At 71.6% G+C, this 21,588-nt stretch carries 21 protein-coding genes; 19 read left to right on the forward strand and 2 right to left on the reverse strand.

Going from position 1 to position 21,588, the window contains the following annotated elements:
* Positions 1-83: 83 nt before the first annotated feature.
* The 13 genes from AQJ84_RS06355 (at position 84) to hypE (ending at position 12,057) form a co-directional block, all read left to right on the forward strand.
* Complete coding sequence (locus tag AQJ84_RS06355; RefSeq protein WP_030041600.1) at positions 84-1,868, forward strand: nickel-dependent hydrogenase large subunit; 1,785 nt, start codon at positions 84-86, stop codon at positions 1,866-1,868.
* Positions 1,865-2,407 carry a hypothetical protein gene (locus tag AQJ84_RS06360; protein WP_030041601.1) on the forward strand — a complete coding sequence of 181 codons (543 nt, stop codon included), beginning with the start codon at positions 1,865-1,867 and terminating at the stop codon, positions 2,405-2,407. Before AQJ84_RS06355 ends, AQJ84_RS06360 begins: the two co-directional genes overlap by 4 nt.
* Positions 2,404-3,045: a DUF5947 family protein gene (locus AQJ84_RS06365; RefSeq protein WP_030041602.1), complete on the forward strand. Its 642-nt coding sequence runs from the start codon at positions 2,404-2,406 to the stop codon at positions 3,043-3,045. Before AQJ84_RS06360 ends, AQJ84_RS06365 begins: the two co-directional genes overlap by 4 nt.
* Complete coding sequence (locus AQJ84_RS06370; RefSeq protein WP_030041603.1) at positions 3,042-3,734, forward strand: DUF6084 family protein; 693 nt, start codon at positions 3,042-3,044, stop codon at positions 3,732-3,734. The genes AQJ84_RS06365 and AQJ84_RS06370 overlap by 4 nt, the downstream gene beginning before the upstream one ends.
* Positions 3,731-5,161 (forward strand): hypothetical protein, encoded by a 1,431-nt coding sequence (locus tag AQJ84_RS06375; protein ID WP_030041604.1) that lies wholly within the window; start codon positions 3,731-3,733, stop codon positions 5,159-5,161. The genes AQJ84_RS06370 and AQJ84_RS06375 overlap by 4 nt, the downstream gene beginning before the upstream one ends.
* Positions 5,158-5,700 (forward strand): hydrogenase maturation protease, encoded by a 543-nt coding sequence (locus AQJ84_RS06380; RefSeq protein ID WP_030041605.1) that lies wholly within the window; start codon positions 5,158-5,160, stop codon positions 5,698-5,700. Before AQJ84_RS06375 ends, AQJ84_RS06380 begins: the two co-directional genes overlap by 4 nt.
* 11 nt (positions 5,701-5,711) lie before the next feature.
* On the forward strand, positions 5,712-5,816 hold the full coding sequence (locus AQJ84_RS45070; protein WP_374935428.1) for a DUF6893 family small protein: 105 nt from the start codon (positions 5,712-5,714) through the stop codon (positions 5,814-5,816).
* Between the two features lie 143 nt (positions 5,817-5,959).
* On the forward strand, positions 5,960-6,358 hold the full coding sequence (locus tag AQJ84_RS06385) for a hydrogenase maturation nickel metallochaperone HypA/HybF (RefSeq protein ID WP_030041606.1): 399 nt from the start codon (positions 5,960-5,962) through the stop codon (positions 6,356-6,358).
* A gap of 3 nt (positions 6,359-6,361) precedes the next feature.
* A complete protein-coding gene (gene hypB, locus AQJ84_RS06390) occupies positions 6,362-7,141 on the forward strand; it encodes a hydrogenase nickel incorporation protein HypB (RefSeq protein WP_030041607.1) in 780 nt (259 codons plus the stop codon).
* A complete protein-coding gene (gene hypF, locus AQJ84_RS06395) occupies positions 7,138-9,522 on the forward strand; it encodes a carbamoyltransferase HypF (protein WP_053192606.1) in 2,385 nt (794 codons plus the stop codon). Before hypB ends, hypF begins: the two co-directional genes overlap by 4 nt.
* 30 nt (positions 9,523-9,552) lie before the next feature.
* Positions 9,553-9,855 carry a HypC/HybG/HupF family hydrogenase formation chaperone gene (locus tag AQJ84_RS06400; RefSeq protein ID WP_030041610.1) on the forward strand — a complete coding sequence of 101 codons (303 nt, stop codon included), beginning with the start codon at positions 9,553-9,555 and terminating at the stop codon, positions 9,853-9,855.
* Positions 9,855-10,982 carry a hydrogenase formation protein HypD gene (gene hypD, locus AQJ84_RS06405; protein WP_030041611.1) on the forward strand — a complete coding sequence of 376 codons (1,128 nt, stop codon included), beginning with the start codon at positions 9,855-9,857 and terminating at the stop codon, positions 10,980-10,982. The genes AQJ84_RS06400 and hypD overlap by 1 nt, the downstream gene beginning before the upstream one ends.
* Positions 10,975-12,057 carry a hydrogenase expression/formation protein HypE gene (hypE, locus tag AQJ84_RS06410; protein WP_053192604.1) on the forward strand — a complete coding sequence of 361 codons (1,083 nt, stop codon included), beginning with the start codon at positions 10,975-10,977 and terminating at the stop codon, positions 12,055-12,057. Before hypD ends, hypE begins: the two co-directional genes overlap by 8 nt.
* A 115-nt stretch (positions 12,058-12,172) precedes the next feature.
* On the opposite strand, the gene AQJ84_RS06415 is transcribed toward hypE, so the two are convergent.
* Positions 12,173-12,547, reverse strand: coding sequence for a hypothetical protein (locus AQJ84_RS06415; protein ID WP_053192602.1), 375 nt, complete (start codon positions 12,545-12,547; stop codon positions 12,173-12,175).
* Between the two features lie 425 nt (positions 12,548-12,972).
* Here AQJ84_RS06415 and AQJ84_RS06420 point away from each other — a divergent pair, with 425 nt between their 5' ends.
* The 4 genes from AQJ84_RS06420 (at position 12,973) to AQJ84_RS06435 (ending at position 18,127) form a co-directional block, all read left to right on the forward strand.
* A complete protein-coding gene (locus AQJ84_RS06420; protein WP_030041613.1) occupies positions 12,973-13,611 on the forward strand; it encodes a (2Fe-2S)-binding protein in 639 nt (212 codons plus the stop codon).
* Positions 13,612-13,623: 12 nt separating this feature from the next.
* Positions 13,624-14,604, forward strand: a complete 981-nt coding sequence (locus tag AQJ84_RS06425; protein WP_030041614.1) for an FAD binding domain-containing protein — start codon at positions 13,624-13,626, stop codon at positions 14,602-14,604.
* Positions 14,601-16,802: a xanthine dehydrogenase family protein molybdopterin-binding subunit gene (locus tag AQJ84_RS06430; RefSeq protein WP_030041615.1), complete on the forward strand. Its 2,202-nt coding sequence runs from the start codon at positions 14,601-14,603 to the stop codon at positions 16,800-16,802. The genes AQJ84_RS06425 and AQJ84_RS06430 overlap by 4 nt, the downstream gene beginning before the upstream one ends.
* Positions 16,803-16,972: 170 nt before the next feature.
* Positions 16,973-18,127 (forward strand): XdhC family protein, encoded by a 1,155-nt coding sequence (locus AQJ84_RS06435; RefSeq protein ID WP_053192600.1) that lies wholly within the window; start codon positions 16,973-16,975, stop codon positions 18,125-18,127.
* 59 nt (positions 18,128-18,186) lie between these two features.
* Here the strand turns inward: AQJ84_RS06435 and AQJ84_RS06440 are convergent, their stop codons facing one another.
* Positions 18,187-19,065 (reverse strand): helix-turn-helix domain-containing protein, encoded by an 879-nt coding sequence (locus tag AQJ84_RS06440; RefSeq protein WP_030041617.1) that lies wholly within the window; start codon positions 19,063-19,065, stop codon positions 18,187-18,189.
* A gap of 268 nt (positions 19,066-19,333) precedes the next feature.
* Here AQJ84_RS06440 and AQJ84_RS06445 point away from each other — a divergent pair, with 268 nt between their 5' ends.
* Together AQJ84_RS06445 and AQJ84_RS06450 are read left to right on the forward strand one after the other, a co-directional pair.
* A complete protein-coding gene (locus AQJ84_RS06445) occupies positions 19,334-20,305 on the forward strand; it encodes a PaaX family transcriptional regulator (protein WP_030041618.1) in 972 nt (323 codons plus the stop codon).
* 285 nt (positions 20,306-20,590) lie between these two features.
* Entirely contained in the window at positions 20,591-21,472 is an 882-nt protein-coding gene (locus tag AQJ84_RS06450; RefSeq protein ID WP_053192598.1) for an alpha/beta hydrolase family protein, read from the forward strand.
* Positions 21,473-21,588 lie beyond the last annotated feature (116 nt).

Raw genomic sequence — 21,588 nt, forward strand, 5'->3', positions numbered from 1 at the left:
CGTCCCCCGCACGTAGTCCGCTCCCCGCTTCGTGCACCCCCACCCACACGAACCTCCCGCGCAACGAAGGGCACGGCACACAGATGGCACCGACGACGAAGGCGGCCGGCGACGGCAGCGGCCTGGTGGAGATGGCCTGGGACCCGATCACCCGGATCGTGGGCAGCCTGGGCATCCACACGAAGATCGACTTCAAGCAGAAGCGGGTCGCGGAGTGCTACAGCACGTCGTCGGTCTTCCGCGGCTACAGCGTCTTCATGCGCGGCAAGGACCCCCGGGACGCCCACTTCATCACCAGCCGCATCTGCGGGATCTGCGGGGACAACCACGCCACCTGCTCGGTGTACGCGCAGAACATGGCGTACGGGGTGAAGCCCCCGCACCTCGCCGAGTGGATCATCAACCTCGGTGAGTCCGCGGAGTACATGTTCGACCACAACATCTTCCAGGAGAACCTGGTCGGGGTCGACTACTGCGAGAAGATGGTCAAGGAGACCAACCCCGGTGTCCTCGAACTCGCCGAGCGCACCGAGGCCCCGCACGCGGCCGAGCACGGCTACCGCACCATCGCCGACATCATGCGCTCGCTGAACCCCCTGGAAGGGGAGTTCTACCGCGAGGCCCTCCAGGTCAGCCGCTACACGCGCGAGATGTTCTGCCTCATGGAGGGCCGCCATGTGCACCCCTCCACGCTCTACCCGGGCGGCGTCGGCACCATCGCCTCCGTACAGCTCTTCACGGACTACCTCAGCCGCCTGATGCGCTACGTGGAGTTCATGAAGCGCGTCGTGCCGCTGCACGACGACCTGTTCGACTTCTTCTACGAGGCGCTGCCCGGCTACGAGGAAGTGGGCCGCCGGCGGGTGCTGCTCGGCTGCTGGGGCGCGCTCAACGACCCCGAGTACTGCGACTTCACCTACGCCAACATGACGGACTGGGGCCGGCGGATGTTCGTCACCCCCGGCATCATCGTCGACGGCAAGCTCGTCACCAACGACCTCACCGAGATCAACCTCGGTATGCGCATCCTGCTGGGCAGTTCCTACTACGAGGACTGGCAGGGCCAGGAGCAGTTCGTCACCCACGACCCGCTCGGCAACCCGGTGGACCCGCGCCACCCGTGGAACCAGCACACCATCCCCGCCCCGCAGAAGCGCGACTTCGACGACAAGTACAGCTGGGTCATGTCGCCCCGCTGGTTCGACGGCAAGGACCACCTCGCCCTGGACACCGGCGGCGGCCCCATCGCCCGCCTCTGGTCGACGGCCCTGTCCGGACTCGTCGACACCGGGTACGTGAAGGCCACCGGTCACAGCGTGGTCATCAACCTGCCCCGCACCATGACCAAGCCCGAGACCAGCTTCGAGTGGAAGATCCCGAAGTGGAGCAACGCGCTGGAACGCAACCGCGCGCGCACCTACTTCCAGGCCTACACCGCCGCCGTCGCGCTGCACTTCGCGGAGAAGGGCCTGGAGGAGGTCCGCGCCGGACGCACCCAGACCTGGGAGAAGTTCGAGGTGCCGGACGAGGCCGTCGGCGTCGGTTTCACCGAGGCGGTCCGCGGTGTCCTCTCCCACCACATGGTGATCCGCGACGGCAAGATCGCCAACTACCACCCGTACCCGCCGACCCCCTGGAACGCCAGCACCAGGGACACCTTCGGCACGCCGGGCCCGTACGAGGACGCCGTGCAGAACACGCCCATCTTCGAGGAGAACACCCCGGAGAACTTCAAGGGCATCGACATCATGCGGGCCGTCCGCAGCTTCGACCCCTGTCTGCCCTGTGGCGTCCACATGTACGTCGGCGGCGGCAAGACGGTGAAGTCGATGCACGTGCCCACCGGCCTGAGCGGACTGGGCGGATGAGCGCGGCGACGGCGGCGGCACCGGTGAACGCGGAGCAGACCGGACGCCGTGTCGAGGAGGTGCTGGAGCGCCTGGCCGCGAGCGGCGACCCGGCCGCCGCCGCGGCCGCGGAGGAACTCGTCCGGTCCCTCATGGACTTCTACGGCGCGGGCCTGGCCCGCATCCTCCACCTGCTGTCCTCCGCCCCCGGCGAACCGGCGGCGCCGCTGCTCGGTGACGAACTCGTCGCGAGCCTGCTCGTCCTGCACGACCTGCACCCCGAGGACCGCGACACCCGCATCGCCCGGGCCCTCGGAAGCGTCCGGGAACACGCCCTGGACGCCGTGGAGTTCGACGAGAAGAGCGGCACCCTGACCCTGCGGGCCGGAGAGGCGGCCGGTGGCTGCGGTTGCGGCTCCGACTCCGGCGCGGGCGCCCGGGAGGCCGCCGAGGCGGCGCTCGCCTGCTTCGCGCCCGAGGTCAGGGCCGTCGACGTGCAGACCGCGCCCAAGGGGCCCACGCTCCTCCAGATCGGCACGGCACCGACGGGGGCCCGATGACGGGGACCCCGGCTACGCGCTCGCCCGGCCTGCGGAGGTTCCTCACCGAGCGGCCTCCGCAGCCCGAGCGGTGCGAGCTGTGCGCCGTGCAGGTGGAGGCGGGCCATCGCCATCTCGTCGACACCGAGAAACGCGCCCTGGCCTGCGCCTGCGCCCCCTGCGCGCTGCTGATGGAACAGCCGGGAGCCGCCGCGGGCCGCTTCCGCACGGTCCCGGACCGCTACCTCACCGACCCCGGACATCACCTCGACGAGAGTGCCTGGGACGCGTTGCAGATCCCGGTCGGCGTCGCCTTCCTCTTCCGCAACGCGGCGCTCGACCGCCTGGTCGCCCTGTACCCCAGCCCGGCCGGAGCCACCGAGAGCGAACTCGATCCGGCCACGTGGACGTCGGTCCTCGGCGGCAGCCGCCTCGCCGAACTCCTCGAACCCGACGTGGAGGCACTGCTGCTGCGCCGCACCGACGGCCGCTGCGAGTGCCATCTCGTACCGATCGACATCTGCTACGAACTCGTCGGCCGCATGCGCCTGTTGTGGCAGGGCTTCGACGGCGGAGCCGAGGCACGCGCCGCTCTGGACGCGTTCTTCGCGGACGTCTCGCGGCGCGCCCGGCCCGTGGACGAGGCGGTGCGGCCGTGACGGCGTTCTCCTTCGCCTGCACCGGCGTGCGCGCCGACGCCTACGCGGCCGGACCGACCCTCGTCTTCCGCCTGCGCGTCACCGCGGCCGACAACGCGCGCGTGCACGCCCTCGCGCTGCGCTGCCAGATCCGCATCGAACCCGCCCGACGGGCCTACGACGCCGCCGAGGCCGACGGACTGGGGGACCTCTTCGGCGAGCGCTCCCGCTGGGGCAGCACGCTCCAGCCGGTGCAGTTCGCCCAGGTCTCGCTGATGGTCCCGAGCTTCACCGGGGAGACCGAGACCGACCTCGTCGTGCCCTGCACCTACGACATGGACATCGCCGCCACCCGCTACCTCTCGGCCCTCACCGGCGGCGAGGTGCCGCTGCTGATGCTGTTCTCCGGCACGGCGTTCACCGGAGACGGCGGGTTCCAGGTCGAGCCGGTTCCGTGGGACCGGGAGGCGGCCTTCCGGATGCCGGTCGCCACCTGGCGGGAGATGGTCGAGCAGCACTTCCCCGGATGCGGCTGGATCCGGCTGCCGCGCGACACCATGGACGCCCTCCTCGCCTACCGCTCCCGGCACGCGCTGCCCTCCTGGGAGGCGACCCTCAAGGCCCTGCTCGCCGCCGGCGGCGCCGCCGACCCACCCCGGCGCGACCCGCTGCGCACGCTCACCGGCACCACCGGAAGGACCGATCCGTGACCGTGACCGCGTTCGCCTCCGAGACGGAGAAGCGGTTCGCCCTCGCCCGGCAGGTGGCCGACGCCGTCCTCTTCGAGGGCTACGTGCTCTACCCGTACCGCGCCTCGGCGGCCAAGAACCGGCTGCGCTGGCAGTTCGGCGTGCTCGTGCCGCCCGGTTGGGGCGCCGAGTGCGAGGAGCACGACTTCCAGCACACCGAGTGCCTGATGGAACCGAAGGAGGGCGCGACCCTCTCGGTCGAGGTGCGCTTCCTGCACGCCCGCCGGCGCACGGTACAGCGGGCCCGCGCGGACGGCGGCTTCGACACGGTCGCCGAACTGCGCCTCGACGACCGGGTGCTGGTGCCCTGGGACGAGGGAGGCGAGGAGCGGGTCGAGGTGGTCGCGAAGGTGGACGAGCTGCTCGGCGACGGCGTCACGCACCCCTTCCGACGACCCGCCCGCGAGGACACCGAACCGGTCCTGGACGCGGCCGGCCGAACCGTCGGCCGACTGGTGCGGCGATGCGAGGAGATCAGCGGTACGGTCCGGCTGTCCGCCCGCGAACTCGACGGCCCCTACCGGGCCCTGCGGCTGACCGCCGTCGTCGAGAACACCAGCGACTGGACACCCCGAGAGGGACGCGGCGCGGACCGGGACGCGGCGCTGCCGCACTCCCTGGTGGCCACCCACCTCCTCATGGCGCTCAGCGCCGGATCGTTCCTGTCGATGACCGATCCCCCCGAGTGGGCGAAGGGCGCGGTCGCCGGCTGCCGCAACCTGCACACCTGGCCCGTGCTCGCCGGGGAACCCGGCAGCGCCGACCTCGTGCTGTCCTCGCCGATCATCCTGGAGGACCATCCGGCCATCGCGCCGGAGAGCCCCGGAGCGCTCTACGACGCCACCGAGATCGACGAGATCCTCGCGCTGCGCACCGCGGCCCTCACCGACGAGGAGAAACGCGAGGCCCGGGGCACCGACGAGCGGGCGGCCGCCGTGATCGAGCTGGCGGACTCGATGCCTGCCGAGGTCCTGGAGCGCCTGCACGGGGCGGTCCGGAGCCTGCGCGAGGTGACCGGCCCGGACCCCACCGCCTCGCACGACGGCTTCCCCGACGAGTACGGGGTGCGGCAGCCGGACACCCCCTGGTGGGACCCGGCGAGCGACGAGGGCTTCGACCCGGAGCGCGACCGGGTGGTCGTGGACGGCAGGCCCGTGGGCAAGGGCACCCGCGTCGAGTTGCGCCCGGGCCTGCGCCACACCGACGCGCAGGACATCTTCCTGCAGGGCCGCACCGCGAAGGTCGAGGCCGTGCTGCACGACGTCGACGGCGGGGTGCACCTGGCGGTCACGGTCGAGGGCGACCCGGGCGCCGACATCCGCCGGGAACAGGGACGGTTCCTGTACTTCCAGCCCGACGAGGTCACACCGCTGGAGGACGACGTATGAGCCCCTCACCGCGGTCGGGCCCCAGAACCCTCGTCGCCGGCATCGGCAACATCTTCCTCGGCGACGACGGCTTCGGCGTCGAGACCGCGCGCCGGCTCGCCGAGCGCGACCTGCCCGGACACATCGAGGTCGTGGACATCGGGGTACGCGGGGTGCACCTCGCCTACCAGCTGCTGGACGGCTACGACACCCTCGTCCTCGTGGACGCCACGGCACGCGGTGAGGCTCCCGGCACCCTGTACGTCATCGAACACGACGGTGGCGCGAGTCCCCCGCCGGACACCCCCGCGCTGGACGGCCACCGGATGACCCCCGACACCGTCCTGGCGCTGCTGGGCACGCTGTGCGCCGGGACCGGCGGCGAGCCACCAGGACGCGTCCTGGTGGTCGGATGCGAACCGGCCTCGGTGGACGAGGGCATCGGTCTCAGTGAGCCGGTGTCCGACGCCGTACCGGAGGCAGTCCGGCTGATCGAAGAGCTGCTGCGCAACGGCGAGCCGTCCGAGGCGCAGGCCCCAACCGCTGAGGCTTCGACATGAGGAGAGACGGGATGAAGAAGATCATCATCGGCGGAGCGGCCGTGGCCGCCATGGCCGCAGTCTTCGCTCAGGTGTTTCCCGACATCAGGCGTTACATGCGGATCCGACGGATGTGAACCGTGGGCGCCGCCGGGTGCGCCGTGCGATTGCGTCGAACGGCGTACCCGCCGCCCGGTGACGGCGTGCCGGGCCGTGCGGCCCGGGTCCGCGCGCCTCTAATGAAGCCCGGCGGAGCCAGGTGGCAAAAGGACGGAGACCCATGCACGAGATGTCCGTCGCGCTGGCCGTCGTCGACCAGGTGGCCGAGGCCGCCACCCGGGCCGGTGACGTCACGGCGGTGCGATCGGTACGGCTCCAGGTGGGCGAACTGGCCGGTGTCGTACCCGACGCGCTCGCCTTCTCCTTCGAACTGGCCTGCGCCGGAACCCTGCTGGAAGGCGCCGAACTGGTCACCGAGGCCGTGCCGGGGCGGGCCCGCTGCACGACCTGCGCACACGAATGGGCCGTCGGCATGCCGCCCCGACTGACCTGCCCCGGCTGCGGCGGGACGCGTACCGACCTGCTCGCGGGCCGGGAACTGCAGATCGTCGACGTGCACTGGGAGGACGGCGGCCCCGCGCACCCGCCCACCCGCGAACCGATCTCCGAGGAGCGCTGAACCATGTGTCGTGTCGTCGACCTGCGGCAGGCCGTACTCGCCAAGAACGACGCGAGCGCCCACGAACTGCGCGCCCGCCTCGCGGCTCAGGGCACCGCGGTGGTCAACCTGCTGTCCAGCCCGGGCAGCGGCAAGACCGCGCTGCTGGAGCGCGAACTGGTGCGGGCCCGGGAGCGGTCCGTTCCCGTCGCGGCGCTCAGCGCCGATCTCGCCACCGAGAACGACGCGGCGCGCCTGGCGCGGTCGGGCGTCCCCGTCAAGCAGGTCCTCACCGACGGACTGTGCCATCTGGAGGCGGGGATGCTCGCCGGACACCTGGACGGGTGGCTGCCCGCGGACACCCGGCTGCTGTTCGTGGAGAACGTCGGCAACCTGGTCTGCCCGGCCTCCTACGACCTGGGGGAGACGCTGAGGGTCGCCCTCGCCTCCGTGACGGAGGGCGAGGACAAGCCGCTCAAGTACCCCACCGCCTTCGGCCTCGCCCACCTGGTCGTGGTCACCAAGACCGACATCGCCGAGGCCGTCGAGTTCGACGAGGCGACGTTCCGCGCGAACGTGGAGCAGGTCAACCCGGGAGTCGAGGTGGTCCTGACCTCCGCACGCCGGGGGCAGGGAGTCGGCGCGCTGCTCGACAGGGCGATGGCGGCCGCGGACGGTGCACCCGTCCACGCGCCGGTCATGGCCCGGCCGGCCCACCACGGCCACACCCACGCGCCCGACGGCCACCCGCACCCGCACCCACACCCCGAGGCCACCGGCCCGATGGCCCACACCCACTCGTGAGCGCTCCGCAGGCCCCGGCCGCCCTGGCCGAGGACACCCCGCTGCGCCGCCGGGTCACCGTCCGGGGAGTCGTGCAGGGCGTGGGCTTCCGTCCCTACCTGTACGGCCTCGCCACCGAACTGGCCCTGACCGGACACGTGACCAACACTCCGGAGGGCGTCGTCGTGGAGGTCGAGGGCGCCGCCTCGGCCGTCGCCAGCTTCTGCGACCGGATCGCCGCCCAGGCACCCCCGCTGGCCCGCGTGGAGTCCGTCCACCACCGGCAGCTGCCTGCCGCCGGCGGCACCGCGTTCACCATCCTCACCTCCCGCACCGGCGGACCGGCCCGCACTCTGGTCTCCCCGGACTCCGCCACCTGCGCCGACTGCCTGGCCGAGCTGGCCGACCCGGCGGACCGGCGCTACCGCCACCCGTTCGTCAACTGCACCCACTGCGGCCCGCGCTTCACGATCGTCACCGCCGTGCCGTACGACCGGGCCCACACGACCATGGCCGGCTTCGCGATGTGTGCCGACTGCGCCCGGGAGTACGCGGATCCGGCCGACCGCCGCTTCCACGCGCAGCCGGTCGCCTGCCCGGACTGCGGGCCCCGACTGCGGCTGCTCGTCGCCCGGCAGCGAGGCGTCAGGAGCGTCGACGGGGTGGACCCGGTCGCCGAGGCACGCACCCTTCTGGCGAGGGGCGCGATCCTCGCCGTGAAGGGCCTGGGCGGCTACCACCTGGCCTGCGACGCCACCGACCAGGCGGCGGTCGCTCTGCTGCGGTGCCGGAAGGCGCGCGGTGACAAGCCGTTCGCCGTCATGGCCAGGACCGTCAACGACGTCCGGCACCTCGTCCGGCTGAGCCCCGAGGAGCGGGCCCTGATGGAAGGCGGGGTCCGGCCGGTCGTGCTGGTGAGACGGCGTCCGCACCCGTCGTACGCCGCCGGGGACCCGCGGCCCGCCGAGGCCGTCGCTCCCGGCAGCCCCGACCTCGGCGTGATGCTGCCGTACACGCCCCTGCACCATCTGCTGCTCGGGCTGCCGGGCGATCCGGACGGCCCTCGGCTGCTCGTCATGACCAGCGGCAACGTGTCCGGTGAGCCGATCGTCACCGACGACACCGAGGCGCTGGAGCGGCTCGCGCACCTGGCGGACGCCTGGCTCACGCACGACCGGCCGATCCACGTTCCGTGCGACGACTCGGTGGTCCGCGTCTGCGACGGGGAGACGCTGGTGATCCGCCGCTCGCGCGGCTACGCCCCGTTGCCGGTCTCCCTTCCGCTGCCCGTGCGGCCGGCCCTCGCCGTCGGCGGCGACCTGAAGAACGCCTTCTGTCTGGGGGCCGGCCGTCGCGCCTGGCTGTCGGCGCACGTCGGTGACATGGACGACGTCGGTACGCAGGCGGTCTTCGAACGCGCGGCGGAACAGCTGGAGTCCCTCACGGGTGTGCGGCCCGAGGCCCTGGTGTCCGACCGGCATCCCGGCTACCGCTCCGGCCGCTGGGCCGAGCGGAACGCGGCGCGCCGGCCCGTCCTGCGCGTCCAGCACCATCACGCGCACGTGGCCGCCGCGATGGCCGAGCACGGGCTGGACGGGACCCGGGCGGTGATCGGCGTCGCCTTCGACGGCACCGGCCACGGCGACGACGGCGCCGTGTGGGGCGGGGAGTTCCTGCTCGCGGACTACGACCGCTTCACCCGGTTCGGGCACCTCGCGTACGTCCCGCTGCCCGGTGGCGACGCGGCGGTGCGCCGGACGTACCGCATGGCGCTGGCCCACCTGAGGGCGGCCGGCATCGGCTGGTCCGACGACCTGCCCTGCACGGCCGCCTGCCCGTCGGACGAACTGCGGCTTCTGGAGCGGCAGTTGGAGCGCAGCCTGAACTGCGTCCCCACCTCCAGCATGGGCCGGCTCTTCGACGCCGTGTCCTCACTCGCCGGGGTGTGCCACCGAGCCGGATACGAGGCGCAGGCCGCCGTCGAACTGGAGGGCGCGGCCCTGCGCGCACCCGCCGAGGACACCGCCGCGTACGCCTTCGCCCTGCACGCGCCGGAGGAGAACGGGGGCGGCGCCGTACGGGCCGACCCGGCACCCGTACTCGCGGCGATCGTCGGCGACCTGCGCGCGGGCGTCGGGCCGGCCCTGGTCGCCGCTCGCTTTCACCGGGGTGTGACCGGCCTGGTGCACCGCGTCTGCGTACGGGCGCGCGAGCGGCACGGGCTGGACACGGTCGCCCTGACGGGCGGTGTGTTCGCCAACACGCTGCTCTCCTCGGCCTGCGCCGCCACTCTGCGCGAGGACGGCTTCACGGTCCTGCGGCACCACCTGGTGCCGCCCAACGACGGCGGCTTGGCGCTGGGCCAGCTGATGGTGGCCGCCCGCGCCACCCCGACCGACTGAGCAACGCGCGACCACAGCGAGGAGAGGCTCATGTGCCTGGCGGTACCCGGCAGAGTGCTGGACATCGAGGAACGGGACGGCACCAGGATGGCCACCGTCGACTTCGGCGGAGTGGTCAAGGAGGTGTGCCTGGAGTACCTGCCCGACCTCCAGGTCGGCGAGTACGCCATCGTGCACGTCGGGTTCGCCCTGCAACGGCTGGACGAGGAGTCGGCACGGCAGACGCTCGAACTCTTCGCCGAACTCGGCCTGCTGCAGGAGGAGTTCGGCGACGCCTGGGAGATGGCGGCGACAGAGGCGGGCGCGGACCCGGTGGAAGAGGTGCGCAAGTAGTGAAGTACATCGACGAGTTCCAGGACCCCGAGCTGGCACGTCGGCTCCTCGACGACATCCACGCCACGGTGACCAGACCGTGGGCGCTGATGGAGGTGTGCGGAGGGCAGACCCACAGCATCATCCGCCACGGCATCGACCAACTCCTCCCGGAGAAGGTGGAGTTGATCCATGGGCCGGGCTGTCCGGTGTGTGTGACCCCGCTGGAGGTCATCGACAAGGCTCTGGAGATCGCCTCCCGGCCGGAGGTGATCTTCTGCTCCTTCGGTGACATGCTGCGCGTGCCGGGCACGGGACGGGACCTGTTCCAGGTCCGCGGGGAGGGCGGCGACGTGCGCGTCGTCTACTCGCCGCTCGACGCGCTGCGCATCGCACAGCAGAACCCGGACCGCGAGGTGGTGTTCTTCGGCATCGGCTTCGAGACGACGGCGCCCCCCAACGCCATGACGGTCCACCAGGCCCGAAAGCTCGGCATCCGGAACTTCAGCATGCTGGTGTCCCATGTCCGCGTACCCCCGGCCATCGAGGCGATCATGTCGTCGCCGAGCTGCCGGGTGCAGGGCTTCCTCGCGGCCGGGCACGTCTGCAGCGTGATGGGCGTGGGGGAGTACCCGGAACTGGTCGAACGCTTCCGTGTTCCGATCGTCGTGACGGGCTTCGAGCCACTGGACATCCTCGAAGGCGTACGCCGGGCCGTCCGTCAGCTGGAACGCGGAGAGCACACCGTCGACAACGCCTACGCCCGTGCCGTCCGCCCGGAGGGCAACCCGGCCGCCCGCGCCATGCTCGAGGACGTGTTCGAGGTCACCGACCGCGCCTGGCGCGGCATCGGGGTGATCCCCGACAGCGGCTGGAAGCTGTCGGCGAAGTACCGCGACCACGACGCCGAGTTCCGTTTCGCGGTCGACGGCATCCGGACCGAGGAACCCGCCGAGTGCCGCAGCGGAGAGGTCCTGCAGGGGCTGCTCAAGCCGCACGAGTGCGAGGCCTTCGGCACCCTGTGCACCCCCCGCACCCCGCTGGGAGCCACCATGGTCTCCAGCGAGGGCGCCTGCGCCGCGTACTACCTCTACCGGCGGCTGGACATGCCCGCCACCAAGGCCCGGGAGGCGACCCCCGTTGTCTGACACCACGGACCTCTCCGGTCCCGCAGCCCTGGACGTCGAGGGGTGGACGTGTCCGGCGCCCCTGCGCGACCGGCCGCGCGTCGTCATGGGCCACGGCGGTGGGGGAGTCCTCTCCGCCGAACTGGTCCAGCAGATCTTCGCCCCCGCGTTCGGGGGCGAAGTGCTCGCCCAGATGGGTGATGCCGCCGTCCTCTCCCTCGGCGGTGCCCGGCTGGCCTTCTCCACCGACTCCTACGTGGTGCGGCCGCTGTTCTTTCCCGGCGGCAGCATCGGCGACCTGGCGGTCAACGGCACGGTCAACGACCTCGCCATGAGCGGCGCCCGTGCCGCCTACCTCTCCTGCGGATTCATCCTGGAGGAGGGCGTCGAGCTCGACGTGGTCACCCGGGTGTCCGAGGCGCTGGGCGCGGCCGCGCGCACAGCCGGTGTCGAGGTGGCCACCGGCGACACCAAGGTGGTGGAGGCCGGACACGGCGACGGGATCTTCATCAACACGGCGGGCGTCGGTCTCGTCCCGGCGGGGGTCGATCTGCGCCCGCAGCGGGTCGTCCCCGGCGACGTCGTGATCGTCAGCGGCGCCATCGGTGTCCACGGCGTGGCGATCATGAGCGTGCGCGAGGGCCTGGAATTCGGAGTGGAGATCAGGAGCGACTGCGCCCCGCTCGGCGGGCTGGTCGAGGCCATGCTCGCCGTCACCCCGGATCTGCACGTCCTGCGCGATCCCACCCGGGGCGGCCTGGCGGCCTCGCTCAACGAGATCGCTCAGGCTTCCGGCACCGGGGTGGTCATCCGGGAACGCGACGTCCCGGTCCCGCCGGCCGTGGCCAACGCCTGCGCCATTCTCGGACTGGACCCCATGTACATCGCCAACGAGGGCAAGCTGGTGGCCTTCGTTCCCCGCGAGCACGCCGACGCCGTCCTGGAGGCGATGCGGGCCCATCCGCTGGGCGTCGACTCCGTGATCATCGGGGAGGCCGTCGAGGCGCATCCCGGCATGGTCGTGGCACGGACCGGCCTGGGCGGCACGCGCGTGGTCGATCTGCCGATCGGGGAGCAGCTGCCGCGGATCTGCTGAAGTCGACCGGGGCTTCGCCCGCCGTGGAGACGGGCGGAGCGGCCGGCCGTGCGGGCGCCGAACCGGGTTGGCGGTTCTTTCGGCGCCCGCACGCCGGGTCCTGCGACTGTGAGTCCTATGAGTCCTGCGGGTCCTGCGGGTCCACGCCGGTCTTGGCTGATGCGTCCTTGGTGCCGCTGGGGCGCTGGGAGCGGCCCTTGGGTCCGGTGTCGCGTCGGCCCTTCTCGTCCGCGTCGCCGTACTCCTCGCCGCGCGCATTGTGACTTACGGCCGTGTCGCCCGGAACGGACTTCGTCTCCTGAGGGGACTTCGTCCGGCCCCGGCCCTTTCCGCCGGCATGCTCGGCGGTACGGAAGGAGCGCTCGGCGCTCGGGTTGTCCTGCTGACGCGTCTCATCCACATCGGGCGACCAACCGTGCTGCTCGGTGCCCTGGTGACGACTGGGGCCCTTTCCGTGTGATGGCTCGGACGAACGTGGTTTCTTCGACATGGTCCGCTCTGCCTTTTCCTGGCGGGTGGGGACGCTGTTCACGCGTCCCAGGACGCGGCAATTATCCCTCTTTATGATATTCGCAGCATATTTTGCCCCTTCTCGGTCCGCTCACCCGACGGGGCGGTCGCGAGCACGGAGAGCTACCGACGCGTGGCGCCGCCGGCTGCTACCGCCAGACGTACCAACGGCAGTCGTACGCAACCGAGTCGTCTCAAAGCTGCCTGCTCGTTGGATCGCGCCAGGTGCCGCACAGTGGACGCCGTGCCGCACCGAGGACCTGGTGAGACGGCTGCCGGCCGCGATCGACGCCCCGCGTCCGGTGCTCCTCCCGGGCCTGCGACCCGCCGCGGAGCCTCTCGCCCGATCAGCGCACGCGGCGGTTGGCGACCGCCGGCCGTCTCCCGTCGACCAAGAGAGTGGGCATGTCCACCGAACCTCCCGAGTCAGCTGAATCTCCCCCCGAGGCATCTCCGTCCGCCCCGTCCCGGCGTACCTTCATCGCGACCACCGCCGTCGGCGGCGCGGTCGCGGTGGGCGGCCTGACATCCGGGCCGTCCGTGTTCGGCGCCGAGCCCGCGGGCGCCGTCGAGGCGCCGCCCGGCAGCCGCGTCTCGGTCACCGTCAACGGCGTGCGGCACACCGTCACGGTCGACAACCGGACCTCGCTCCTCGACCTGCTGCGCGAACGCCTCGGGCTGACCGGCTCGAAGAAGGGCTGCAACGCCGGTGCCTGCGGCGCATGCACCGTGTTGGTCGACGGTCGTCGGGTCAACTCCTGCCTGACGCTGACGGTTCGGCTGGACGGCGCCGACGTCACCACGATCGAGGGCCTGGCCGACGGAGACCAACTGCACCCGCTGCAGCAGGCGTTCATCGACCAGGACGCCTTCCAGTGCGGTTACTGCACCTCCGGCCAGATCATGTCCGGCGTCGGCTGCGTCCAGGAGGGGCACACCGGCTCACCGGAGGAGATCCGGGAGTTCATGAGCGGCAACATCTGCCGCTGCGGCTGCTACGTGAAGATCGTGCGGGCGGTCGAGCAGGCCGCGCACGGGAAATGAGGCACGGTTCCCATGCATCCCTTCTCCTACACCAGGGTCTCCGACACCCGGGCAGCTCTCGACGCGGGTCGTCGCGGCGGCCGTTACATCGCCGGCGGCACCACGCTGGTCGACCTGATGCGCGAGACCGTCGAACGCCCCCGCGCACTGGTCGACATCAGCGCCCTGCCACTGCGCGAGGTCACCGTCACCCGGCGCGGGGGCCTGCGCATCGGCGCGCTGGTGCGGATGGCCGAGGCCGCCGCGCATCCGAGGGTGCGCGCGCTGTATCCGGTGATCTCGCAGGCACTGGAGCTGAGCGCGTCGGCGCAACTGCGGAACATGGCGACCATCGGCGGCAACATCATGCAGCGCACCCGGTGTTCGTACTTCCGGGACGTGACCGCCGCCTGCAACAAGCGTGAGCCGGGCACGGGCTGCGCGGCCCTGCACGGCGTCAACCGCACCCACGCGATCCTCGGCACGTCCGACGACTGCGTGGCCACCCATCCCTCCGACGTCGCCGTGGCCTTCGCGGCGCTGGAGGCGACCGTGCACCTGCTGGGGCCGGCCGGGGAGCGGACCGTGCCCTTCGCCGACTTCCTGCTCGAGCCGGGCAGCACACCGAGCCGCGAACAGGCCCTGCGGCCGGGGGAACTGATCACCGCGGTGGAGATACCGGCCCTTCCGCGTCCCCTGAAGTCGGGCTATCTGAAGGTGCGCGACCGGCAGTCCTACGAGTTCGCGCTCACCTCGGCGGCCGTCGCCCTGCACATCCGAGGCGGAGTGATCCGGGAGGCGAAGGTGGCCGCCGGAGGCGTCGGCACCGTGCCCTGGAAGCTGCCCGCCGTGGAGGGGCGGCTCATCGGGCAGCGGCCGTCCGACGCGCTGTGGACCACGGCGGCCGAGCGGGCGGCGGACGGAGCCCGGCCCCTCCCACACAACCGCTTCAAAGTCGAGTTGCTCAGACGGACCGTCGAACGCCAACTGCGCGTCATAGGAGGTGGCAAGTGAGCCAGCAGCCACAGGCAGCCGTCGGAGCGCCGATGTCCCGGGTCGACGGACGGCTGAAGGTCACCGGTCAGGCCAAGTACGCGGCCGACCACGACATCGACGGCGTCGTGCACGCCGTCGTCGTCGACAGCAGTGTCGCCCGCGGACGGATCACCGGCATCGACACCCGCGCCGCCGACGCCCTGCACGGAGTCCTGGGCGTCATCAGCCACCTCGACAGGCCCTCGCTGGCCTACCGCGACAACCCGGGCCCCTTCCCGGGTCGGCGGCTGCGGGTCTTCCAGGACGACGCCGTCCGGTTCATGGGCCAGCCGGTCGCCGTCGTCGTGGCCACCACGCTGGAGACCGCGCAGCACGCAGCCGACCTGGTGAAGGTCTCCTACGCCGCCGAGACACCGTCGACCGACCTGACCCGCAGCCCGGCCGTGGACGGGCCCGCGCCCTTCGCACGGCCCTACACACGGGGCGACGCGCAGGAGGCGCTGGGCTCCGCGGACGTCCGGATGGACATGACGTACCGGCTCTCCCGCAACCACCACAATCCGATGGAGACGCAGGCCACCATCGCCCGCTGGGACGGCGGCAGGCTCACCGTGTGGGACAAGACCCAGCACGTGCTCGGCACGCGGAACGAACTCGCGGCCGTGTTCGGCATACCGCAGGAGAACGTGCGCGTCCTCTCGCCCTTCGTCGGCGGTGCCTTCGGCAACGCCCTGCGGACCTGGCCGCACGTCACCATCGCGGCCCTCGCCGCACGCGAGCTCGGCCGCCCGGTGAAACTCGCGCTGACCCGCAGGCAGATGTACTTCACGGTGGGCTACCGGCCCGCGTACGAGTACAAACTGAGCCTGGGCAGCACCCGGCGCGGGCGCCTGACCGCGATGACCCACGAGATGAAGTACGAGACCTCCCGCTACGAGCAGTTCTGGGAGGCCAACCAGGCGCTCGGGCAGATGCTCTACGCCGTGCCCAACGTCAGCCAGCACGTCCAGACGGTGCCGCTCGATGTCAGCACCCCGATGTGGATGCGCGGCCCCGGCTACGGCAGCGCCGCCTTCGTCATCGAGACCGCGATGGACGAACTCGCCCACGAGCTCGGCATCGACCCGATCGAGCTGCGGCTGCGCAACGAACCCGGCGAAGACCCGTCTACGCAGCAGCCCTTCTCCACCCGGCGGCTGCGCGAGTGCTTCCGCGTCGGAGCCCGCGCCTTCGGCTGGCATCGGCGCGACCCCAGGCCGCGCTCCACGCGTGACGGCGACTGGCTCATCGGCACCGGCGTGGCCACCGGCTGCTACGACGTCTTCCTGGGACAGGCCGAGGCGCACGCCAGACTCGACGCCGACGGCACCGCGGTGGTCCAGTCCGCCACGCACGACACGGGTACGGGCACGTACACCTCCATGACCCAAGTCGCCGCCGACGCGCTTGGTCTGCCCATGCGTCAGGTGACCTTCCGACTCGGCGACTCCGCCATGCCGCCGGCCCCGCCTCAGGGCGCCTCGCAGACCATGGCCACGGTCGGATCCGCCGTCCAGGACACCTGCGACAAGCTGCGGCAGCAGGCCATCACCCTCGCGGTGGAGGACGAGCGCTCACCGCTGCACGGCGTCGACGCCGACGACGTCGTGGCCGGCGGCGGACGGCTGCACGTCAAGGGCGCCCCCGCGCGCGGGGAGACCTACCGGCGGCTTCTGGCCCGCAACCACCGCACCCACCTGGAGGCGCGCGGGTCCTGGGCCCCGGAGGAGAACAGCCGGTTCTCGATGTACGGCTACGCCGCGATGTTCGCCGAGGTCGCGGTCGACGCCCGGCTCGGGCTGGTCCGGGTGCGGCGGATGCTCGGCGTCTACGACGCGGGCCGCATCATCAGCCCCAAGCTCGCCGAGAGCCAGGCCGTCGGCGGCATGGTGGGCGGCATCGGCGCGGCCCTGCTGGAGCACACGGTCACCGACCACCGTGACGGCCGGATCGTCAACGCCAACCTCGCCGACTACCTGGTCCCGGTCAACGCCGACATCCCCGACCTCAAGGCCGTCTACCTCGACGGGGAGGACTACAAGGCCGACCCCATCGGGGTGAAGAGCCTCGGGGAGCTCGTGCAGATCGGCGTGGCACCCGCCCTCGCCAACGCGGTCTTCCACGCCACCGGACGCCGCGTCCGGAACCTGCCCATCACCGCCGAAGCCCTGCTCTGAACCCCGGGCGGCCGGACCTCTCTCCCCCCAGGGAGCCCGGAACGACCCGGTCGGCCCGCCGCCGCGCCGTGCCATCCTCCCAGCCGGCGTGGCGGCGGACTTCCCCACACCACAATCCCCCCAGCCGGCGCGGCGGCCGGCTTCCCCACCCCTCCGGAAGGACACCTCTCATGCTGAACATCGCGGACGCGTTGAACCGCTGGTGCCGCCAGGCCCGCCCCTTCGCGCTCGCCACCGTCGTCCAGGTCAGCGGCAGCGCACCCCTGCCGCCCGGCACCGCACTGGCCGTGGGGGCCGAGGGCGAGGCGGTCGGCAGCATCTCAGGAGGATGCGTGGAGGGCGCCGTCTACGACCTGTGCCGACAGGTCCTGGAGTCGGGCGAGCCCCCGCTACGGGCCCGGTTCGGCTACTCCGACGACGACGCCTTCGCCGTGGGCCTGACCTGCGGCGGCGAGCTGGAGATCCTGGTGCAGCGCGTCGACCCCGCCGACCAGCCCCACCTCGCCACGGCCCTCGCACAGGTGGTGGACGGCCGGCCCGTCGCCGTCGCGCAGGTGGTGGACGGCCCGGAACACCTCCTCGGCCGGACCCTGTCCGTCCTCGGGGGCGGCAGCGCGTACGACGGGACCCTGGGCGGCCGGGAGGAGGACCGGGCGGTGGCCACCCAGGCCAGTTCGCTGCTGCGGGCAGGGCGGACCGGTCACGTCGAGGTCGGCGGCCATGCCGACACCTGTTTCCGGAAGCTGACCCTCCTGGTCCACACCCAGGCCCCTCCGCCCCGCCTGCTGATCTTCGGCGCCGTCGACTTCGCCGCCGCTCTCAGCCAGGCCGGACGATTCCTCGGCTACCACGTCACCGTCTGCGACGCCCGCCCCGTGTTCGCCACTCCCACCCGTTTTCCGTACGCCGACGAGGTGGTCGTGGACTGGCCCCACCGCTACCTCGAGGCCACGGAGGTCGACGCCCGCACCGCGATCTGTGTCCTCACCCACGACACCAAGTTCGACATTCCCCTGCTGCGCCGGGCCCTCGACCTGCCGGTCGCCTACGTGGGCGCGATGGGTTCCCGCCGCACCCACGAACACCGCCTGGACCGGCTCCGCGAGGCCGGCGTGTCCGATGAGCACCTCGCCCGCCTGCACTCCCCGATCGGACTCGACCTCGGCGCCCACACACCCGAGGAGACAGCGATCTCCATCACCGCAGAGATCATCGCCCACACCAACAACGGCACCGGCCTGCCCTTGTCCCGCGTCCCCGGCCCCATACACGGTTCCGTCCCGGTGGCCCGGATGTCGTCACCAGCCGCGCTCCTGGCCGTGTGAAGGCGCGCGCCGGGTCGTCGCGTGCTCGCTGTGTCCTCGGCGTCTCAGGTGTTGGTTCCTCAGCGCAGTGGCGCCATCTCCCAACTGGCCAGCGTCCGCAGGGCTTCCTCCGACCGGGAGCCCGGTTCGGCGTGGTAGGTGACCAGTCGCATGGGAGCGCCCCCGGGCAGCGCCATGGGCTCGTGGACGAGGTCGAACTCTCCCACCAGCGGGTGCCGCATCCGCACGGTGTCGCCGATGGTTCCGCAGCTCACTTCGTGCCGGGCCCACAACCGGCGGAACTCCTCGCTCCTCTGCGACAACTCGTGGATCAGGGAGGAGAGGTGTGAATCCCCGGGGCTCTTGCCGGCGTTCATGCGCAGAGCGCCGGCGGCTCTCACAGCCGCGCGGTCCGGGTCGGCGAACCGGTCGCGCGTCGCGGGCGAGAGGAAGATCAGCCGGGCCAGGTTGCGTTCCTCGGGCGGCAGCTGGGCCCAGTCCCCGAAGACGGCGGTGGCGAGCCGGTTCCAGCCCAGGATGTCCATGCGCCGGCTGACGACGTAGGCGGGTACGCCGAGCGCGTCGAGCAGGTTCCGGACGGTGGGCCGCAGTTGCTGCGGCGGGGGCGCGGCCTGTGTGCGTTCGGGCTGGGCCAGCCGGATCAGATGGTCACGCTCCTCCTCGTTCAGGCGCAGCGCGAGAGCCACGGCCTCCAGCACCTCGGCCGACATGGTGTCGCCGTAGCCCTGCTCCAGGCGCGCGTAGTACGCGTACGACATTCCCGCCAGCTGCGCCAGTTCCTCGCGCCGCAACCCGGGAACCCGGCGCCGCCCGTACGTGGGCAGGCCCACGTCCTCGGGCCTGAGCCGGGCCCTGCGGGAACGCAGGAACTCCTTCAGCTCCGCACGCCGGTCGAGACCGGGCGTCACTTCCTCACCGGGCGCCACGCGTGAAGACATCCTGCTCTCCAGTCGTCGAACGTGCCTCGCTGACGCGAGCAGAGTACTGCATCGACTCGACAACTCTCATTGAGACTGAGTTTCAGTCTCGGTCGTCGTGAACTTTCGCGCATGGAGCGAGGGTCGGCATGTTTCACTTTGCATCCCGGTCGGACATGAACTGTCGGTCGAACAGGCGCGGGGGCGGGAGGCCCGCCCGAGTTCGGTAGGCACGTCGGACCGGACCACTACAGTGGGGCCGCCGTAATTCGACGCGTCGGAGAAGACCTTGGCGAACCTGTCCCACCTAGAGGAGATCTTCTCCGGCGACGGCGACGGCGCCGAGCCGATGCGGCCGCGCCGCTGGCAGGCCGGCGGCTCACCGGCGGGCCTGGCGGTCACCTTGATCGCCGACTACACGTTTCCGGTCCGGGCCTGGTTGCCGGCCGCGGCGATCGTGGCGCTGCTGGGGGAGTTCGGCGTGGCCGACGGCACCGCCCGCACGACGATCAGCAGGCTGGCGCGTCGAGGGGTGCTGGAGGGCGCCCGGCAGGGGCGGTACAGCTCGTACCGGCTGACCCGGGAGGCCGCTGTCGATCTGTGGAGCGGCGGTGGCTCGATCGCCACGTTCACCACGCAACCCGACTCGTGGGACGGATGGTGGACGCTGGTGGCCTTCTCCGTGCCGGAACAGGAGAGCACGCGACGGCGCGCGCTGCGCACCGCTCTGCGGTGGCGGGGATTCGCGCCGCTGTACGACGCGGTCTGGGCGTCGCCGCACCCCCTGACTCCCAAGGGGCTGGTCGAGCTGGCCGACTTGGCCCTGGGGGCCGTGAGTGTGTTCCGCGCGCGGCAGGTGGATCTCGAGACGGAGGCGAACCGCAATCCGGTGGAGGCATGGGACCTCGCCGGCATCGCCGAGCAGTACGAGATCTTCATCCGGCGGTGGAGCGGCTCGCTGCCCGGTATCAGCGCCGGTGCCGTCACGGGAGCTGACGCGGTGCACGCGCGCACCGAAGTGATGAGTACCTACCGTCACTTCCCGGTGCTGGACCCACTGCTGCCCGTCGATCTGCTTCCGGCCGACTGGCCTCGGTCCCGGGCGCGGGAGATCTGCGTCGCGGTGTACGACGGTCTGGCCCATCCGGCCCAGGAACACGTCCGTTCGGTGGTGGCCCGGTTCGTCGACGGCCCGCATCCCGACGTCAGGGCCCACACGATCGCCGGCATGAGTGCCGGTATCGGTCACAGCCCCGGCTGACGGCGGAGGGTCCGACCCCCGGGTTCACAGTGATTGGGTCGCAACGATTGACAGATGGGCGCCCGGTCGCGACTCTTTTTGTTATTCGAAGCCGTGTGGGAGCGTTCCCAGTCGGGGCGACGTACAGAGCAGATCACGTGCGCCGCCCCTCACCACTCCTGGTGCTGCTCCACCAATGAAGAGTCCGGGTCGTCCCTGCTCCCCCCACGTACAAGCGCCCCCCACACGCACCCCCCACAAGCACCCCCTCATACATGCAACCCCCCACACAACAGGGAGTCATTGATGAGCATGCAACGGCGTACCTTCCTGGCTTTGAGCGCGGCCGGAGCAGCGGGCGTGGGCGCGTCCCTGCTCGGTACCGGCCAGGCGGGCGCCACCGCCAGGCCGCAGGGCGCACCGACCACGCCGTTCGCGGTCGGCGTGCGCCGGTATGACTGGACCCGCGGCAGCCGCCGGTGCACCACCTACGTCTACTACCCCGCCACCGGCACCCCCGGCGGCAACCCGGTGACGAACGCCCCGGTCGCAGGCGGTGTCTTCCCCGTCTACAACTTCACCCACGGCTACGGAAGCAGCCCGCAGAACTCCCTGTTCGTCATCCGGGCCCTGGCCGCGGCGGGCTTCGTCGTCCCCGCCCCGCACTTCAACCACAACTTCAACGACGTCAACAACGGCAACTCCTCCAAGGACGTCTCGCAGATCCTCACCAACACCCTCGCGCTCAACGCGAGCGGACCGCTGGCCGGGCACATCAACACCGGGATCGGCGTCGGCGTCTCGGGCCACTCCCTGGGCGGCATGATCACCCACGGCCTGCTGACCTCGTGGCCCGACAGCCGGATCGTCTCCGCCAACCCGCAGTCCTGCACCGACATGGGCAACCCGTCCGGTTCGATCTCCGCCAAGGTCCTGTTCGTCCACGGCGACCGGGACTCGACCACGGGGTACAACTCGGCCCGGCAGGCGTACAGGGAAATAACCTGGCCCAAGGCGTTCCTCACCTTCGTCGGCGGCAGCCACACCAGCTTCTGGAGCGACCAGCGCTTCCCGCGGACCGTCGTCGACTGGGCCCGCTGGAGCATGTACGCCGACACCGCCGCACGGGACCGCCTCCCTGCCGACGCGGCCGGGCCCAACACCAAGTGGGAATCCGTCCTGCGGTGAGGCGCGACCGCCCCACACGCCCGGCCTGACGTTCCCGAACATGAGGATCGTGAGGCAGATCTGTCATGACCGCGTCACCAGCGGCATGCGCGGGGCCCTCCCCTGATCATCCACGA

This window comes from Streptomyces resistomycificus (genome assembly GCF_001514265.1).
Classification (GTDB): domain Bacteria; phylum Actinomycetota; class Actinomycetes; order Streptomycetales; family Streptomycetaceae; genus Streptomyces; species Streptomyces resistomycificus.

Bases quoted from the DNA above. Each gene is read 5' to 3' on its own strand.
- AQJ84_RS06385 (WP_030041606.1), top strand. From the start codon at position 5,960: ATGCACGAGATGTCCGTCGCGCTGGCCGTCGTCGACCAGGTGGCCGAG.
- AQJ84_RS06440 (WP_030041617.1), bottom strand. From the start codon at position 19,065: ATGTCTTCACGCGTGGCGCCCGGTGAGGAAGTGACGCCCGGTCTCGAC.
- AQJ84_RS06450 (WP_053192598.1), top strand. From the start codon at position 20,591: ATGAGCATGCAACGGCGTACCTTCCTGGCTTTGAGCGCGGCCGGAGCA.
- AQJ84_RS06435 (WP_053192600.1), top strand. From the start codon at position 16,973: ATGCTGAACATCGCGGACGCGTTGAACCGCTGGTGCCGCCAGGCCCGC.
- AQJ84_RS06425 (WP_030041614.1), top strand. From the start codon at position 13,624: ATGCATCCCTTCTCCTACACCAGGGTCTCCGACACCCGGGCAGCTCTC.
- AQJ84_RS06420 (WP_030041613.1), top strand. From the start codon at position 12,973: ATGTCCACCGAACCTCCCGAGTCAGCTGAATCTCCCCCCGAGGCATCT.
- AQJ84_RS45070 (WP_374935428.1), top strand. From the start codon at position 5,712: ATGAAGAAGATCATCATCGGCGGAGCGGCCGTGGCCGCCATGGCCGCA.
- hypB (WP_030041607.1), top strand. From the start codon at position 6,362: ATGTGTCGTGTCGTCGACCTGCGGCAGGCCGTACTCGCCAAGAACGAC.
- AQJ84_RS06380 (WP_030041605.1), top strand. From the start codon at position 5,158: ATGAGCCCCTCACCGCGGTCGGGCCCCAGAACCCTCGTCGCCGGCATC.
- AQJ84_RS06365 (WP_030041602.1), top strand. From the start codon at position 2,404: ATGACGGGGACCCCGGCTACGCGCTCGCCCGGCCTGCGGAGGTTCCTC.
- AQJ84_RS06415 (WP_053192602.1), bottom strand. From the start codon at position 12,547: ATGTCGAAGAAACCACGTTCGTCCGAGCCATCACACGGAAAGGGCCCC.
- AQJ84_RS06360 (WP_030041601.1), top strand. From the start codon at position 1,865: ATGAGCGCGGCGACGGCGGCGGCACCGGTGAACGCGGAGCAGACCGGA.
- AQJ84_RS06355 (WP_030041600.1), top strand. From the start codon at position 84: ATGGCACCGACGACGAAGGCGGCCGGCGACGGCAGCGGCCTGGTGGAG.
- AQJ84_RS06400 (WP_030041610.1), top strand. From the start codon at position 9,553: ATGTGCCTGGCGGTACCCGGCAGAGTGCTGGACATCGAGGAACGGGAC.